The organism is Clostridium sp. BL-8 (genome assembly GCF_002006495.1).
GTDB lineage: Bacteria > Bacillota > Clostridia > Clostridiales > Clostridiaceae > Clostridium.
Map to the genome: position 1 here is coordinate 13,850 of NZ_LZZL01000015.1, position 16,442 is coordinate 30,291.

The 16,442-nt window shown below is 30.2% G+C and carries 15 protein-coding genes; 2 read left to right on the plus strand and 13 right to left on the minus strand.

The window, feature by feature from the left end; genetic code table 11:
* Positions 1-40: 40 nt before the first annotated feature.
* Entirely contained in the window at positions 41-385 is a 345-nt protein-coding gene (locus CLOBL_RS07135; RefSeq protein ID WP_077858393.1) for a helix-turn-helix domain-containing protein, read from the minus strand.
* A 132-nt stretch (positions 386-517) separates the two neighbouring features.
* Here CLOBL_RS07135 and CLOBL_RS07140 point away from each other — a divergent pair, with 132 nt between their 5' ends.
* Positions 518-1,183: an NAD(P)H-dependent oxidoreductase gene (locus CLOBL_RS07140; RefSeq protein WP_077858394.1), complete on the plus strand. Its 666-nt coding sequence runs from the start codon at positions 518-520 to the stop codon at positions 1,181-1,183.
* A gap of 241 nt (positions 1,184-1,424) precedes the next feature.
* Entirely contained in the window at positions 1,425-2,141 is a 717-nt protein-coding gene (locus CLOBL_RS07145; RefSeq protein ID WP_077858395.1) for a pseudouridine synthase, read from the plus strand.
* A gap of 406 nt (positions 2,142-2,547) precedes the next feature.
* Here CLOBL_RS07145 and CLOBL_RS07150 read toward each other — a convergent pair whose 3' ends face one another.
* The 12 genes from CLOBL_RS07150 to guaA all read right to left on the minus strand — a co-directional run bounded on the left by CLOBL_RS07150 (position 2,548) and on the right by guaA (position 16,298).
* The gene (locus CLOBL_RS07150; protein ID WP_077858396.1) at positions 2,548-3,366 is read right to left on the minus strand and encodes a lytic transglycosylase domain-containing protein; all 819 of its coding nucleotides are present in this window, start codon (positions 3,364-3,366) and stop codon (positions 2,548-2,550) included.
* 89 nt (positions 3,367-3,455) lie between these two features.
* Positions 3,456-5,804, minus strand: coding sequence for a triple tyrosine motif-containing protein (locus tag CLOBL_RS07155; RefSeq protein WP_077858397.1), 2,349 nt, complete (start codon positions 5,802-5,804; stop codon positions 3,456-3,458).
* A gap of 267 nt (positions 5,805-6,071) precedes the next feature.
* Positions 6,072-6,503 (minus strand): YaiI/YqxD family protein, encoded by a 432-nt coding sequence (locus CLOBL_RS07160; RefSeq protein WP_077858398.1) that lies wholly within the window; start codon positions 6,501-6,503, stop codon positions 6,072-6,074.
* Positions 6,504-6,511: 8 nt separating this feature from the next.
* On the minus strand, positions 6,512-7,861 hold the full coding sequence (locus tag CLOBL_RS07165) for a glucose-6-phosphate isomerase (RefSeq protein ID WP_009168036.1): 1,350 nt from the start codon (positions 7,859-7,861) through the stop codon (positions 6,512-6,514).
* A gap of 359 nt (positions 7,862-8,220) precedes the next feature.
* A complete protein-coding gene (locus CLOBL_RS07170) occupies positions 8,221-9,036 on the minus strand; it encodes an SDR family oxidoreductase (RefSeq protein ID WP_077858399.1) in 816 nt (271 codons plus the stop codon).
* A gap of 97 nt (positions 9,037-9,133) precedes the next feature.
* Positions 9,134-9,502, minus strand: coding sequence for a PTS glucitol/sorbitol transporter subunit IIA (locus CLOBL_RS07175; RefSeq protein WP_077858400.1), 369 nt, complete (start codon positions 9,500-9,502; stop codon positions 9,134-9,136).
* A 105-nt stretch (positions 9,503-9,607) separates the two neighbouring features.
* Positions 9,608-10,618, minus strand: a complete 1,011-nt coding sequence (locus CLOBL_RS07180; protein WP_077858401.1) for a glucitol/sorbitol-specific PTS transporter subunit IIBC — start codon at positions 10,616-10,618, stop codon at positions 9,608-9,610.
* A gap of 17 nt (positions 10,619-10,635) precedes the next feature.
* Positions 10,636-11,184: a glucitol/sorbitol-specific PTS transporter subunit IIC gene (srlA, locus tag CLOBL_RS07185; protein ID WP_077858402.1), complete on the minus strand. Its 549-nt coding sequence runs from the start codon at positions 11,182-11,184 to the stop codon at positions 10,636-10,638.
* Between the two features lie 15 nt (positions 11,185-11,199).
* Positions 11,200-11,652, minus strand: coding sequence for a transcriptional regulator GutM (locus CLOBL_RS07190; protein ID WP_077858403.1), 453 nt, complete (start codon positions 11,650-11,652; stop codon positions 11,200-11,202).
* A gap of 14 nt (positions 11,653-11,666) precedes the next feature.
* Positions 11,667-13,595 carry a PRD domain-containing protein gene (locus CLOBL_RS07195; RefSeq protein ID WP_077858404.1) on the minus strand — a complete coding sequence of 643 codons (1,929 nt, stop codon included), beginning with the start codon at positions 13,593-13,595 and terminating at the stop codon, positions 11,667-11,669.
* Between the two features lie 438 nt (positions 13,596-14,033).
* Positions 14,034-14,372, minus strand: coding sequence for a hypothetical protein (locus CLOBL_RS07200; RefSeq protein ID WP_077858405.1), 339 nt, complete (start codon positions 14,370-14,372; stop codon positions 14,034-14,036).
* 393 nt (positions 14,373-14,765) lie between these two features.
* A complete protein-coding gene (gene guaA, locus CLOBL_RS07205) occupies positions 14,766-16,298 on the minus strand; it encodes a glutamine-hydrolyzing GMP synthase (protein WP_009168033.1) in 1,533 nt (510 codons plus the stop codon).
* Positions 16,299-16,442 lie beyond the last annotated feature (144 nt).

The window sequence follows — 16,442 nt, forward strand, 5'->3', positions numbered from 1 at the left end:
GTTATATTAAAACAATTGATTTTTAAAAAGATTATTCTTTCTATAAATTTAATTCGGATTGATAATTTAATCCCCAATCATACATGGCTTTAATTATTGGAGACATTGATAATCCAAGATCAGTTAATTCATATTCAACTCGCGGTGGTACTTCAGCATATACTGTACGTTTTAGAATTCTATCTCGTTCCAATTCACGCAGCTGTAGTGTTAATGTTCTATGAGTTACACTTGGAATTAATCTTTTTAGTTCATTAAATCGTTTCTTGCCACCCAATAAACGATATAAAATAATACCCTTCCACTTACCACTAATTATATTTAGTGTTGTTTCTACAGGGCATGGATGATTAGGACAGTCTGGATATATACTTTCTGTTTTCATATTTATCAACTCCTTTAGTATAAAAAAGATACTTAGGTGAATTTATTTATATTATATATAAAAATTGTGCGTACTTCAACATAGTATCTAATGATGTTAAACTTAACTCATAAAATGAAAGGTGGTTTTCAAATGGATAATAAAAATCAAGAATTAATAAATGTGTTTAATTTTCGTCATGCGTGTAAAAAATTTGATTCTGAAAAAATAATACCTAAAGAAGACTTCGATACAATCTTAGAGGCTGGACATCTTTCTCCAAGCTCTTTTGGTTTTGAACCTTGGAAATTCCTTGTAGTTCAAGATAAAAAACTTAGAGAAAAATTATACCCTGTATCATGGGGGGCTCAAAATAGCTTTAATGGCGCCAGCCATTTTATAATTCTTCTTGCACGTAAGAAAGTCGATACAATTTATAGCTCTGAATATATTACTAAGATAATGTCTGAAGTTCAAAATCTTCCTACAGATATGGCTGACGGTAGGAGGAAGGCTTTCGAAAGCTTCCAAAAAAATGACTTCAATTTACTTGAAAATGATAGATTCCTTTATGATTGGGCTAGTAAACAAACTTATATTGCCTTAGCAAATATGTTAACAGCAGCAGCTTTCTTAGGTATTGATTCTTGCCCAATTGAAGGTTTCAATATAAAGGAAGTAGAAACAATTCTTAAAGAGGAAGGCATTCTAGATATTGAACACTTTGGCGTTTCTGTTATGGCAAGCTTTGGATATCGCGCAAGAGAGCCATATCAAAAGACTAGACAGCCTTTAGATGATGTAGTACAGTGGATTTAAATTAGCATAATAACAGCTTTGGAAAATTTAATTATTTAAAACATTCGATAAAAAACGAGTCATCTTCTTATATAGGTATGACTCATTTTTTATAATAAAATAATAACTTGTATAAATTTTTAAATTCATAATAAAAATAAATTTGATAAATTATATACCTATGTGTTAAGCTATTTACTATTATGATAAAATAAATGAATAATTTAACTCTTAACTAATTTAAAGAATTGGAGTGAATAACTTGGAAAGATTAGATAAAGTGATTTCTAATTTAGGATATGGAAGCAGAAAAGATGTTAAATCCTTTGTTAAAAAAGGAATTGTTGAGGTAGATGGTATTGTAGTAAAAGATAATGGAATGCTTGTTGATCCTGAAAAGTCAATAATAAAAATTAACGGCGAAGAACTGTTATATCGTAAATATATATATTTAATGATGAATAAGCCAGATGGAGTTGTATCAGCAACTCATGACAATAGAGATGAAACTGTAATTGATTTATTGGCACTAGACCATCAAGTGTTTGAGCCATTTCCAGTTGGAAGATTAGATAAGGATACAGTTGGTTTATTACTTTTGACTAATGATGGTGAACTTAATCACAGATTAATATCACCTAAATGGCATGTGGATAAGATTTATTATGCTAAAATTAATAAAAAAGTTGATGAAAAAGATATTACTGCTTTTAAAAATGGAATTACATTAGATGATGGATATAAGTGCTTAGAAGCAAAACTTGAAATATTGACTAGCACGGATGAAGGCTCGGAAGTAAGAATTACAATACAAGAAGGGAAATTTCATCAAGTAAAAAGAATGTTCGAGGCCGTTGATAAAAAAGTTGTATATCTAAAAAGAGAGGAATTTGGAGGACTTCTATTAGACCCGGATTTAGAAGAAGGCGAATATAGAGAATTAACCGATGAAGAATTAAGCCTTTTAAAGAGCTATTAACGAATGTTAATTTGTTTTGCAATAAAGTAATTCATTTTTTACAAAAATAATCACATTTTTTATTAAATCACTTGCATTATTAACGAGAATACTCTATAATGTTCTTGCAAGGATAAATAAAAGGAATATATAGCCCCCTTTTTATTTATTGCTTATTGCTTATTGCTAAAGCGCAACCTGGCCCCAAGGGTTGCGTTTTTTATTTTGCCTTTTTAAAACGTTTTCAAGTATATGAATACGATAACACTTGAAATGATTTACTTTATATTAATATTTTATCAAATCATAATAAAACTGAATAAAAAAACGTCATATTATTATTCATATGACGCACTTAATTCAGTTTTCTAAAAATTATACTCTTATACTATAACTTATAGAAAAAAATCTAAAATACAATAGTATTTTAGACTCCATTTCTATAATACCCCATTACTTTAGGTACATAATTTTGAGTTTCTTCTGGCATTTTATATAAATCGCTTGATGATGAAACACCTCTTCTTTGCATAGTTCCAGGGCCTGCATTATAAGCCATAAGTGCCATCTCAGTATTTCCATTATATTTATCCAAATATTCTTTAAGAAGCTGAGTTCCTCCACTAACATTTTGGTCCATATCATATTGATCTTTTATTCCTAAACTCGAAAAGTTTTCAGGCATGATTTGCATTAATCCAGCAGCACCAGCCTCTGAAGTTGCATTAGGATTAAAATCAGACTCTTGTTTAATTACAGCCAAAATCAAGTTTGAATCTACTCCATACTTTTTAGCCGCTGAATCAACTGCACCATATATCTTTTCTATGTCAGCATCACTTCTATTATCTAAAATGGACCCTGCTTTTTTTGAAAAGTTCACATAATTCCCATTCATAATCATAGGTATGTCTTCTAATTTTTGTCCTGTTAAATATGTCTGTCCAATTTTAGCTGCTGTAGCACTCGCCTTATCATTATTAGAAGCATTAGATTTTTCACTCGCATCTATTTTATTATCAGTTTTATCAACCTTGTCACTAGTACTATTTAATCCACCATTAGCATTTTTACTAGTTTTTTTCGATGATTCATCCATTAAATTTTGCATAGCCAATTGAAATGCATAGTTTGACTCATTACTAGTATCACCAGAATCAGAATCATTTGTTATTTGTCCGTTTCCCATCATATTCATTGCTAATAGCTGTTCATTTGAAAGTTGATTTACACCATTTATCGCCATTTTTAATAACCTTCCTCCAAAATTTATCTTATGTTTATTTTCGAACCATTTTCTTAAACCTTTAGCTACATTAACATTAACTATTTTGCTTATTGCGCCTTAACAAAAAATGTTATTTGATCATAATCTTCATAACTAACTTTTTTATAATAACTCTTTGCCAATGCTAAAATCTTATATTTTCCTTCAGCAAATGGTATAAAGCTATAATAATGCTTCTTACTATAAGGCTGTACTTTTTTCCATTCATTATTTACCATTAAATAAAATTCATAACATACATCTTTTCCTCCTCTGCTTATAGCTTCGAAAGTTACTTCTTCATTTATGTTAAACTCTAATTTATTGGTTATTATTTTTGTTTCTATTACTGGTGGTGCCTCACTTACATATAAGTTTATTTGTTTCTTTGAATCGTATTCGTCTTTGCACTTTATATTTTTAGCATAAACTTCTATTGTATATTTTCCTGCAATTTTAGGAACGAATCTTAGTTTCTTATTTTTTGAGAACTCTGTCTCCTCAACCGAATGTCCATTAATTTTTGTTTCATATTTAACTAAGACATCTTGTGTATTTTGAATAATGCATTCAAATTCTATAGCTTCTCCAATCAGATGAGTTTCTTTGTATGGTAAAATTATATAATCAATCTCTCCTGGTAAGTATTCCATAGCCTTTAAATGAACAAATGTATTCGCATCATATGGCTTATCAGAATATTGATCTTTAACCATTATCTCCACTTCATATTCTCCGGCATGTTCTGGAATGAAATTAATCCAATTTGATTTATTATAGCTTACCCCTTCTAGTTTCTTTTTATTTTCTCTTATTGTAAATGCATATTGAAGTCTAGTTCCACCTTCCCCATTAACCATTATGTTAACTGACTCTCCTGCTATGACTTTCTTTTCCCTGTCAACTATTACATCTAAAATTTTTACTGGTTTTTTCCCTTTTTCTTCAATTGTAAATGCTATTTTTTTAGTAGCTTCATATTCGCCTTTATACTCTGAATCCTTAACATATAATATTATTTCATATTCTCCGGCTTCTATAGGCTTCCATGAAAATTCCTTTTCTGCAGTAAATCCTGTATCTTCCTCAATTGGTCCCTTAACCTTATATTTATATAATAAATTTTTTCCGCCTTGTATTTCTGATGTAAATCGTATATCTGTTTCAGTTGTTTGAGGAGAATTTAAACTAGCTACAAAACTATTAATTTTTATATCTTCATATGGTTTAACGTCATATACTAAAATAGCTCTATCGTCATATTCTCTATTAGAAAATATACTCTTCACAAGGCATAAAATCCTATAACTTCCCGCTTCTAATTCCTTGTAATATACATCATTTCTTGTAGAATAATCTTGTATACATACAGACTTTCCATCTTTATATAATTTATAAAACTTATATAGCAATACAACTTTATCTTTTTCAGCTTCATTTTTATAAACATTAGTTTCTACAACAAATCCAAGTTTTTCACCAGATATTAGAGCTTTATTCAAGCATTTAAAATCTGTTATTTCTATTTTTCTAATGCTTTTAACATTTATTCTTACAATTTTATAGTCTTCAAAGGCCTCAGTTGATTGCATCATCTTGCATTGTACCAAGAATTTTTTTTCTCCTTCTTCATTAACTGTATATTTTAACAAATTACTTGTATCATAATCTCTTATTATATCCCATTCATCATTATTCTTAATATAAAATCTATATAAATACGCACCTTCATTATTCATTTTCACTTCTATTGAACACTTTTCACCAACCATGTATTCTTCTTTATCAGTAATAATAGTATTTATAAGCTCTACTTCTTTTTCTTCATTTCCTTCAAAATCTATTTTTTTACACTCTCTTCTTTCAGTTCCTTCTGAAAAAAGTAATTCTTCATTAATACTCTTTTCACCTATCAACGTTTCTTTTTCTTCTTTCGAAAGTTCTTTTACTTCAAGAAATACTACATTACTCTCTTGGTCATTATTTACAGCTTCTTTAAACTCCAAGTTATCAGAAGAAATTTCATCTTCTACTATCCCTCTAAAGCTTATGTCACCTTCTTCATCGTTTGCAACCTTAGATAAGATTTCTTCATTTAACATAGCATCTGTTGCTTCATCATTTGTTATAGAAAATTCTTCTCTTGCCAAATAATCTAACGGCTTTTTCCCATCTTTATCCCTTGCTTGTACCATAACCATATACTCCCCTTCTGTTCTAGGTTTCCATACACATTTACTATTCTCAGAAAACTCCTGTATTGTATTCCAAATTCCGCCTTTACCAACTATAAACTTGTATTCTAATTTACCATCACAATCATCTATTCTACTAGATATATTTATTTCCGTTCCAATATTCTGTGGTGTTTGTTTATCAAAAATTATCTCAACATATTTCAACTGAAGTTCTTCCATGAATCTATACCCCTTTCACAAATGCTTCTCAATATTCCCTATTATTATAATATACAATTATACCATTATTTGTAAATAACTCCAGTTAATTTTTATTTTGATTATAACATATTTCATTAGAAGAAATCATATACATATAAAACGAGATCTTAATATATGTACTACACCATTCTCCTTACCACATAAATCTTGTGTTTTCATGTATTAAGGTTTAATTTAAACATAAATACAAAAAAGAAGCCTATATTTTTAAGCTTCTAAAACATATCAATTTTCTATTAGTTTTACTAAATTTCTTTCCAATTTTGAATCATCTTCTTCTGTTCTCTTTTTAGGATTCGAGGTTTTTCCTCCACCTCTTCTTATTTTTTGCGAAATATGTCTTTCCTCTAATAATCTATCGATATTTTTTTCATCATATATGAAGCCTTTTGGATTTATTACTTTAGCTTTCTTAGATAAACACATGGCAGCCACACCATAATCTTGAGATACAACTATATCTCCTTGTTTAGTTTCATTTGCCACATACATATCCACACTTTGAAATCCACTATCCACAACCTTAACCTCTGAATAATCACTTTGAATGAAATGATGAATATCACAATAAATTATAATTGGAATTTCATACTTTTTTGCTATTTTTTCAATGATGGAGATGCCTGCACAGGCATCTCCATCAATTATAATCTTCATATATTTAATTAAAGTCTCTTTTCTAGTTCTGCCTTCATATCTTCATATCCTGGCTTTCCTAGTAAAGCAAACATGTTCTTCTTATATGCCTCAACTCCTGGTTGATTAAATGGATTTATACCTAATAAATGTCCACTGATTCCACAAGCTTTTTCGAAGAAATAAACCATATATCCAAAGTAATATGCTGAAAACTCTGGTACATTTAATACCATATTAGGAACTCCTCCATCATTATGAGCTAATAAAGTTCCTTGGAATGCTTTCTTATTAACAAAATCCATAGTTTTTCCAGCTAAGAAATTTAAACCATCTAAATCACTATCAGCTTTTTCTATGTTAATTTCATATTTAGCCTTTTCAATGTTTATAACTGTTTCAAACATTATTCTTTTTCCATCTTGGATAAATTGTCCCATTGAATGAAGATCAGTTGAAAAATCTACAGCTGCTGGGAATAATCCTTTATTATCTTTTCCTTCTGATTCTCCATATAATTGCTTCCACCATTCATTAAAATAGTGAAGTGATGGTTCATAATTTACTAATACTTCAATTGCCTTACCTTTGTTGTATAAAGCATTTCTAACTGCTGCATATTTATAAGCATCATTATTCTTAATAGATGGATCAGAATAAGCTTCTCTTGCATCAGCAGCACCTTTCATCATTTCATCTATATCAATTCCAGCTGCAGCTATTGGTAATAATCCAACTGCTGTTAGTACTGAGAATCTGCCTCCAACATCATCTGGAACTACAAATGTTTCATATCCTTCAGCATCAGCTAATGTTTTTAGTGCTCCTTTAGCTTTGTCTGTTGTAGCATATATTCTCTTTCTAGCTTCGTCAACTCCATATTTCTTTTCTAAATAATCTCTAAAAATTCTAAATGCAATTGCTGGCTCTGTAGTAGTACCTGATTTTGAAATTACATTTACACTTACATCTTGACCTTCGATTGCTTGTAAAAGTTCAGCCATGTATGTTGAACTAATATTATTTCCAACATAGAAAACCTTAGGGGCTTTTCTCTTATCCTTACCTAATACGTTATGGAAATTATGTGTTAACATTTCAATTGCTGCTCTCGCACCAAGATATGATCCTCCTATTCCAATAACGATTAATACATCTGAATCAGATTTGATTTTTTCTGCTGCTTTTTTAATTTTTGCAAACTCATCTTTATCATAATCTACAGGAAGATCGACCCAACCTAAAAAATCGTTTCCTGCTCCTGTCTTATTATGTAACTTTTCATGGGCACTTTTAACCATTTCCTCCATATAGTCAACTTCAGTCATGTCTAAATAAGGTGCTAATTTTGATAAATCCAATGATATACCTTTATTCATTTCTTCATCCTACCTCCATACTAATAAAATATCACTCTTATTATATCACAAAAAATTTAAATCAATCGTTAATTTTAGCTTTTTAACGGATACTTTTAGTCATTTTAACAAACAAAAACAATGCATCAAATAATTAATATTGTTTAAATCCTTTTAACTTTCTCTATTTTATTTTTACTCTAATAATAATTAATATACATTTGCCTTACTGCACTTATTCCAATCTATTATCACTACTTTTATCCATATATTTAGGCAAGACCTAGTTGAAATTTTAACTAAGTCTTACTTAAAAATACTGTCTATTTAAATTACTTTTTGTACTTATAATATATATAAATTACCTATATAAGATAACTTTAGCCTCTTGTTTTTCCACCGGCAATATTATAAGTCACTCCATGAATATAGCTTGCTCTATCACTAGCCAAATAACATACTAAGTCTGCAACTTCTGAAAGCTTTCCTGACCTGCCTAATGGAGTTGTGGATGTCTTACTATACCCTGCTCTTAGATCCTCTATAGTAATCCCTCTTGTATAAGCTAATGCGGTTTCATATTCCAACGTTCTAAGTCCTGTAGCTTCTAAAATACCAGGTGCAACTCCAACAACCCTTATTCCTAATTTTCCCAACTCTTTTGCCCAAGAACGAGTTAAAGAATTTACTGCATTTTTACTTGCTGCATAAACACTCTGCCCTTCTGAACCCTCTAATCCACTTTCAGAAGACATATTTATAATAACTCCTCCTCCTTGTTTCACCATTTCCCTGGCTACTACTTGTGAACAGAAAAATACGCCTTTTAAATTTACATTCATAACTTTATCCCAAACGCCTTCATCTAATTCAAACTTTCCATTTGCCTCTTTAGAATCCACTAATAATCTCGGAACATTAATACCTGCATTATTTACAATTATATCAATTCTTCCAAACCTTGCCTTAGTTTTTTCAATCATTTCTTCCACACTTTGTTTACTTGCAACATTAGTAACTATATATTCTACATTTCCATTTTCTTCATCAAATTCTGGTCTATCTGGATTCATATCACAAACTACTACATTTGCACCATTGTTTAAAAATTCCTGCGCTACTGCCTTTCCAATACCAGATGCCCCTCCTGTTATTATTGCTGTTTTTCCATCTAAATTAAGCCATGTACTTTCCATAAAAAATTCCTCCTAAATACATTTACAAAACATTAAACTATAATTTTAAAATTATTATTAACTTATTTAACATCTCATAAAATTAAAAAACTACTAATTATACTACTATACTAATCTCACTTCCAATTTTCACGCTCGGTATTTTCTTCTTTTCGACACATATTGTTCCCGATAATGTAGGTTCTGTTGATCCATTGAATGCAACCGTAATATGCCCTAAATTCACCAAATTTTTTTCTGCTACATCACCAACAGCTGTAATTTTAAAAGCTATACCATCAAGCATTAAAGTTTGTCCTGATTTTATTGTCTCTTCAACCTTATTTATATCAATAGAGTAACAATAATCTGCTAGTGTATCTGGTGCATTGTCTCCAAAAAATATAATCATTCCTTCATCTAAGAATGTTTCTGCTAAATCTCCTAGCGCTTTTACTTTGTTTTTATAGATTATCTTACTACTCATAAATGTTTTCGCTCCTTCAAAATATAATTATTTCTTTTATTGAAAACTAATTGTGATTGAGCTGCTTATAAAAAGCTATCAATCACAATTAATTTAATTTGTAATTTATTGATATAAGCCTATGCTTGCAATCCATGCAACAACTACTCTAGGCACACCAATCATAAAACGTGAGTATAATACAGATGGAACACCAACCTCTACAGTTTCAGGCTCTGCCTCTGCTAAACCTAAACCTACTGGTATAAAGTCACACGCACATTGTGTATTAATAGCGAATAATGCAGGCAGTGCTAAACTTGGAGGAATAGTTCCTTTACCTATTTCAACTCCAATTAAAGTACCTATAATTTGTGCAATAACAGCACCTGGTCCTAACAATGCTGATAATAATGGGATAGAGCATATAAATCCAAGTATCATAAGTCCAATTCCATTTCCTGCTAGTGGAATTAATATCTTAGCAAAATAATTACCAAATCCAGAACCTTGTATAATTCCACTTAGCATTGCAACAAACGCCATGAATGGTAATATTGTTGTAATCATCGACTGAACTGCATCACGTCCTGCTTGGTAAAATGTATTTACAACCTTACCTGCCCCCATACCAATTTTTTGAATAATACTAGATTTACTATGTTCTGCCAATGTTTGTGATACCTTTTTATCTGCACTATATTTAAATTCTCTTTTCTCCGCTTCAGGTGCTGCTGCAGCCGTTATAGGCTCTGCATTTGAATCAGCTAAAGAAATTTGATCTAGACCAACTGCAGATACATAAATATCCTCAGTAATGAATTTTGCTAAAGGGCCACTCTTACCTACTGGCATTACATTAATTGTAGGGATTTTCTTTTGTGGATATATTCCGCAGCGAAGTGTTCCGCCACAGTCAATAATAACTAAGAAAATTTGTTCTTCCGGTACAGCTGTTTTAAATCCATTTACTGCTTTACATCCTGTTAAATTAACAATTTTTTCTACAATTTCAGGTTCAGCTCCACCACCTGTAATGTATAATAACGTATCTTTTCCTTCTTCAGGCTTTACTATAAGTGGACCTCCAAAACCTCCACTACCTTTTACAATTTTAATTGCATTATATTTCTCCATATAAATCCCCTCCTAAACTAGTTTATTTTAAGCTGATTACTTAATTCGATACCTTGTTGTTTCATAACCATCTTTGTAGTAAAATCAGTTACCCAGCCCGCAAAGAAATTCATTACTAAACCTACTAATAAATAACGAACTGCTAAAGCCGTTGGATCAAGTCCAAGTGTTGTGATACCACTTGCAATACCTAGATAAATAAATATTTCACCTACATTAATATGAGGAAAAATACCACTGTTTGTATGGCAATGATAAGACGCTGATGCATAGTAACTTGGTTTCATTCTTTCAGGAAGGAATTTTCCCATTGATAATGCCATTGGATTTCCTAACATAAACGCTGATAAAAATGGTAAAACTCCATAAGCCAATATAACATTTTTTGAAGCAAATTTTGCAAACCTATCAACTTTGTCTTGTCCAATAAAAGCAATTATTGAATTCATACATACTAAAAGTAATAATACCCTTGGAATAATACCAGTTACCCAGCCAACAAATATATTTCCACCAACCTCAAATAAATACGAAAATCCTTTTGCAAAATAAACAATTGCGTCCATATACATTTCTCCTTTCTAATTGTGGGCTCTTAATTTTTTAACTGTAAAAAATTTACCTAATCTTTGTAAAGGACTAGGAGGTTCTATAACTTCGCCACCGCCCATAATGACGTTATAATTTGAAGAAGCTTCTAACACTGCTTTAACTAATGGCCTTGATAAATTTTCACAATCTGTTTTGGTTAATACTCCAACGTCTTTTCCTTCAAATCCTGTTAATTTCTTTACTCTTGCAAATACTGTTACCCCTTGCATATAACTTCCTTCAAGTATTATTCCATCTTTATTAATTGCAAACATAGCAATACATCCGGCATTAAATCCACCTTTTACCTTACCAATAGCAACTCTACCTTTTCTTCGCAGTTTACTATAATGAACTGTAAAACTCTTCATTTGAATAAAGGTAAGTATATATTGAAATATAAATGCAATTCCAAAACATATAATCAAAAACCAAAAATTCATTATGCCCCTCCTATTCACAAATTGAATATATCATTTTCTTTTGTTAAATATAGAATTAATTCTTTATAATTTTTCACCTTAGAAATAGTCTCAATAGTATTTTTATTATTTGCAATAGCTATAATTTCGTCATAAATTTTAACCAATATTGTATCATCATTTGTTTCCTCTGGAAGTCCTAATAAAAATACCAATTTTGTTTGATTATTCTCCATCATTTCCTCTGGGAATATACCTAAACTAATCACAAGCTGATCAGCTTGGTAATTAATTGTATGAGGAAAAGCTATAGAGTCATTAAACTTCATTGTAGATTTTTCTTCCCTTTTTCTTATCCTTTCTTTAAAATCATAATCCACATAGCCCTTTAAATATAAATTATCAACCATATAATCTATATTTTCTTTGTAGCTTAATTTACTATTAAGAATAAAGAAAGTATCTTCATCTAGAATGCTCAGTAATATAGAATCCCTTCCCTGCATTGACGGCATGTCTAATTTATCTATATATTTAATACTTTGTATTCTTTTTTTTAACACCTCTTCATCAAATATTTTTCCTAGGTGTATTACTGGAGTATTAGTATTAAAATTTATCTGTACAGTGGATAAGACTAAATTATAATTATCTAGTACCTCATCAGCAATTGCACTATCTGAATACACATCTATTACAGTATTTGCATCAAAAATGCTTCTTAGCTGACTAGCAACTAACCTTGCAGTAACCCTGCCAGTCCCACATATAACTGCAACTTTATATATTTTGCTCTTTTCTCTTTGCTGTTCTGAAATGAAAACTCCAAAGTATGCTGCTATAAATCCTATTTCATCCTGTGTAACTTCTACGTTAAAGTGCTTACGAATTACCTCTCCCGCTAACTCTGCCATTTTATAAGCCAGTCTATACTTCTCCTTAATTTCATCAACTATTGGATTGTGAATATTAACACTGTACTTCAAACGATTAATTAAAAAAGCTATATGATATATAAAATCCTTACGTATATCATCTACCAATGCTACATTTAATCCCATTTGTTCTTTAATACATTCTAGTATTTCAGTTACTAGGCTTATTACCTCTTCTGTGATCTGAATATGCTGTGAAATTCCTTCCGTATTAGTTGGAGTATTCATTCCTATAATGGGTAACACCAGAAAAAGTCTCTCATTAATTGGAATTGTAATATGCAACCTTTCCTCAATTTTATCTGATATTGTATTCACTAAGTTGAACTCCCAACTTTTTAAAAGTTCTATATAGTTATCACATATATCCGTAATAACATGTCCATTTAAGAATCTTTCTAAAGTCACAGTTAAAGAATGTATAAACGAATGGAGAGTTGTTGTATCAAAATGATATTCACCAATTATATTTTTAACTAACTCAATGATATCCACATCTAGATCATGATCTTCATAAATCATTTCATAGAGATTTTCAAGGATAAAGAATCTTATTTCCAATTCTGAGCCTTCTAAAGAGAGTCCAGTATTTGTTTTTCCTACGATATTTAAGTTATAATGCTCGAGTATATCTCTAATTTTTTTTATATCACCTATAACAGTAGTTCTTCCTACATTCATTTCATCTGCCAATTCCTCAGTTAAATATGGTTTTTCACTATTCATGAGTTTATGCAAAATAAATGCCATTCTTCTCTGAGGTGAATTAAAAAATTCCTTCTGATTATATATGCTCTCCTTTACTTTATTGAACTTAATACCATCAACGATATAAATTTTGCAAAAACCTTGCTTGTTATCAATGACTGCTGATCCTCTTAGTAAATTATTTAAGTCTTTCACATCATTTTTAACTGTTTTAGAACTTACATCAAATTTTTCTGCAATAATGTCAATTGAAACTGAATTTCTTTGTTCAATTAATTTTAAAATTCTTGTAGAACGATTTTCAGTATAAAAATGCCTCATTGTTGCCTCCTTGAAAACAATCAATCCCCAATTATACTCATTAAAATTAAAATATTACTCATTAATTTATCCCTACCCGAATTGATTTACCTTCTTTTTTAAAATCTTTCTTATCGTTTACATTTCTTCAATGTAATCCTTATGTCTTATCCATAACTCCTAATTCTTTTACTATTTATATCTGCCTCCTTTCTGTAATGTAATTATATCGCGCATAGTTTTAATAATTAATACTGTATTTTTCCATTGACAAGAAATAACTTGTCTAAGTACATTCTATATTACTTAAACTTATTTAATTAAACTTTTCTAAATAACTTAATTTCATATTTTCTTATTATTATTTATCAATTCCAATCTTTCAGATAAGCCATCAAAAAAGAGGAATACATAATATACTCCTCTTTTTTATAATATTATTATATATATAGTTTTTAATTAGCAGCACTTACAACAGCAACATTTATGGCCACAAGATTTATTTTTCTTTATATAATCTATAACTTCTTGTTTTGCCTTTTCATATCCATCTTTATATCCTTCGTCATAGGCTTCTTCTTGTCCTTTTTCACGACCATCTTCAACTCCATCACAATAGCCGTCTCTATAACCTTCATTATAGGCTTCTTCTAATGCTTCACCAAAACGGTCTCCTCTGTTATCAGGTTTACGCTGACATTTATTACGAGGAGGTTCGCATCCCCTTTTCTTTCTACATACAGATTCGTCTTCATCATGATTTATACATTCTCTATTACAATCAGCTCTGTTTTCCATTCTTTTCTCTCCTTTGTAATTGATCCTTAAGTCTACTTATTCAGCATTCATCACCAACATACTTACTTTTATTGGTGATAGCATATACGATATAATCAACCTAATTTCGTAATGATAAAAATATTTTCTAAAGTTATTTTAGAGATCTTAATAATTACCTAATAATATATTATGCCGATTTGCTATATTTGCTATCAATTAGACAAAAATAATAGTAACGCCTCTAAAATCCTTATTTTTTATTAGAAAAATACTCCTATACATCAGTGCTACAAATTAAAAATAGCTAAAAAAACAGCTTAGATATTACTTTTTCATATAATATCTAAGCTGATAATTTTTTTGTTGAATTTTTTCTAAATTATAATATATTTTATTCGAAACTTTTCAATCTTATTCCCACTCTATAGTAGCTGGTGGTTTTGATGTTATATCATAAACAATTCTGTTTACTCCCTTAACTTCATTTACAATTCTTCTGCTTACTAAATCTAAGATTTCATATGGGATTCTTGCCCATTCTGAAGTCATTGCATCACTAGAAGTAACCGCTCTTAATGCCACTGTATGAGAATATGTTCTTTCATCTCCCATAACTCCAACTGATCTAATGTTAGGTAAGCATGCAAAATATTGCCATATGCTTTCATCAAGATTTGCATTTGCAATTTCTTCTCTGAAAATAGCATCCGCCTCTCTCACTATTTCAAGCTTTTCCTCTGTTATTTCACCTAACACTCTTATAGCAAGTCCTGGACCGGGGAATGGTTGTCTCCATACTAATTTATGAGGAATTCCTAGTTCTTCTCCCACAGCTCTAACTTCATCTTTAAAAAGTTCTCTTAATGGTTCTATAAGTTCAAAGTCCATATCTTCTGGAAGACCACCAACATTGTGATGAGATTTTATTGTTGCTGAAGTTTTAGTTCCGCTTTCAACTATGTCTGGATAAATTGTTCCTTGAACAAGGTAATCTATTTGACCAACCTTTTTAGCTTCTTCTTCAAAAACTCTTATAAATTCTTCACCAATAATTTTTCTCTTTCTTTCTGGATCTGATACTCCTGCAAGTTTTCCAAGAAATCTATCTGCAACATTAACCCTCTTAATGTTCATATCAAATTCCTTCTTAAATACTCTTTCAACAGTATCTCCTTCATCTTTTCTAAGTAAACCATGATCAACGAAAATACAAGTTAAATTATGTCCAATAGCTTTATGTACTAACATAGCTGCAACTGATGAATCAACTCCACCTGATAGAGCACATAGCACTTTTCTATCTCCTACCAATTCCTTTATTTCTTTTATTTTTTCTTCCGCAAAAGATCCCATAGTCCAACTATTTTCTAAACCACAAATATTGTGTATAAAGTTTTCTAACATTTTTTGACCAAATTGAGTATGTTCTACTTCTGCATGGAATTGAACTCCATAAAGTTTCTTTTCTTCATTTTCCATAGCTGCAACTGGGCAAACATCTGTATGTGCAACTATTTTAAACCCTTCAGGTGCTTCTGATATGTAATCAGTATGACTCATCCAAGCAATTCCTTCTTTTTCAATTCCATCAAATAACTTAGAAGAATTGTCTAAAACCACATTTGTTTTACCATATTCTCTTACTGGAGCTGTAGCAACTTTTCCACCTAGTAGATGTGCCATTAATTGGTCTCCATAACATATTCCAAGTACCGGTACACCTAATTCAAAAACTTCTTTTTCTACAGTTGGAGTATCTTCTCCATAAACACTATTAGGTCCTCCTGTAAATATTATACCTTTAGGATTCTTAGCTTTTATTTTCTCTATAGTATAATCATATGGGATAATTTCGCAATATACACCGCATTCTCTTACTCTTCTTGCTATTAATTGATTATATTGTCCACCAAAATCAACAACTAAAACTAAATCTCTTTTCATGTTTTCCTCCTAAACTATTCTTATAATCTCTATTATTAACTAAATATGAGTTTTTATCAATAAATTAAAACAATTTTCAACATAAAAAATTATTATCTTAACTTTAAGAAAAATATTTCATAGATTTACTTAACTAAATTAAGT

Coding starts and splice junctions, on each gene's coding strand:
- CLOBL_RS07135 (WP_077858393.1), bottom strand. CDS start 385: ATGAAAACAGAAAGTATATATCCAGACTGTCCTAATCATCCATGCCCT.
- CLOBL_RS07195 (WP_077858404.1), bottom strand. CDS start 13,595: ATGAGGCATTTTTATACTGAAAATCGTTCTACAAGAATTTTAAAATTA.
- CLOBL_RS07190 (WP_077858403.1), bottom strand. CDS start 11,652: ATGAATTTTTGGTTTTTGATTATATGTTTTGGAATTGCATTTATATTT.
- CLOBL_RS07170 (WP_077858399.1), bottom strand. CDS start 9,036: ATGGAAAGTACATGGCTTAATTTAGATGGAAAAACAGCAATAATAACA.
- CLOBL_RS07165 (WP_009168036.1), bottom strand. CDS start 7,861: ATGAATAAAGGTATATCATTGGATTTATCAAAATTAGCACCTTATTTA.
- CLOBL_RS07160 (WP_077858398.1), bottom strand. CDS start 6,503: ATGAAGATTATAATTGATGGAGATGCCTGTGCAGGCATCTCCATCATT.
- CLOBL_RS07140 (WP_077858394.1), top strand. CDS start 518: ATGGATAATAAAAATCAAGAATTAATAAATGTGTTTAATTTTCGTCAT.
- srlA (WP_077858402.1), bottom strand. CDS start 11,184: ATGGACGCAATTGTTTATTTTGCAAAAGGATTTTCGTATTTATTTGAG.
- CLOBL_RS07200 (WP_077858405.1), bottom strand. CDS start 14,372: ATGGAAAACAGAGCTGATTGTAATAGAGAATGTATAAATCATGATGAA.
- guaA (WP_009168033.1), bottom strand. CDS start 16,298: ATGAAAAGAGATTTAGTTTTAGTTGTTGATTTTGGTGGACAATATAAT.
- CLOBL_RS07155 (WP_077858397.1), bottom strand. CDS start 5,804: ATGGAAGAACTTCAGTTGAAATATGTTGAGATAATTTTTGATAAACAA.
- CLOBL_RS07175 (WP_077858400.1), bottom strand. CDS start 9,502: ATGAGTAGTAAGATAATCTATAAAAACAAAGTAAAAGCGCTAGGAGAT.
- CLOBL_RS07150 (WP_077858396.1), bottom strand. CDS start 3,366: ATGGCGATAAATGGTGTAAATCAACTTTCAAATGAACAGCTATTAGCA.
- CLOBL_RS07180 (WP_077858401.1), bottom strand. CDS start 10,618: ATGGAGAAATATAATGCAATTAAAATTGTAAAAGGTAGTGGAGGTTTT.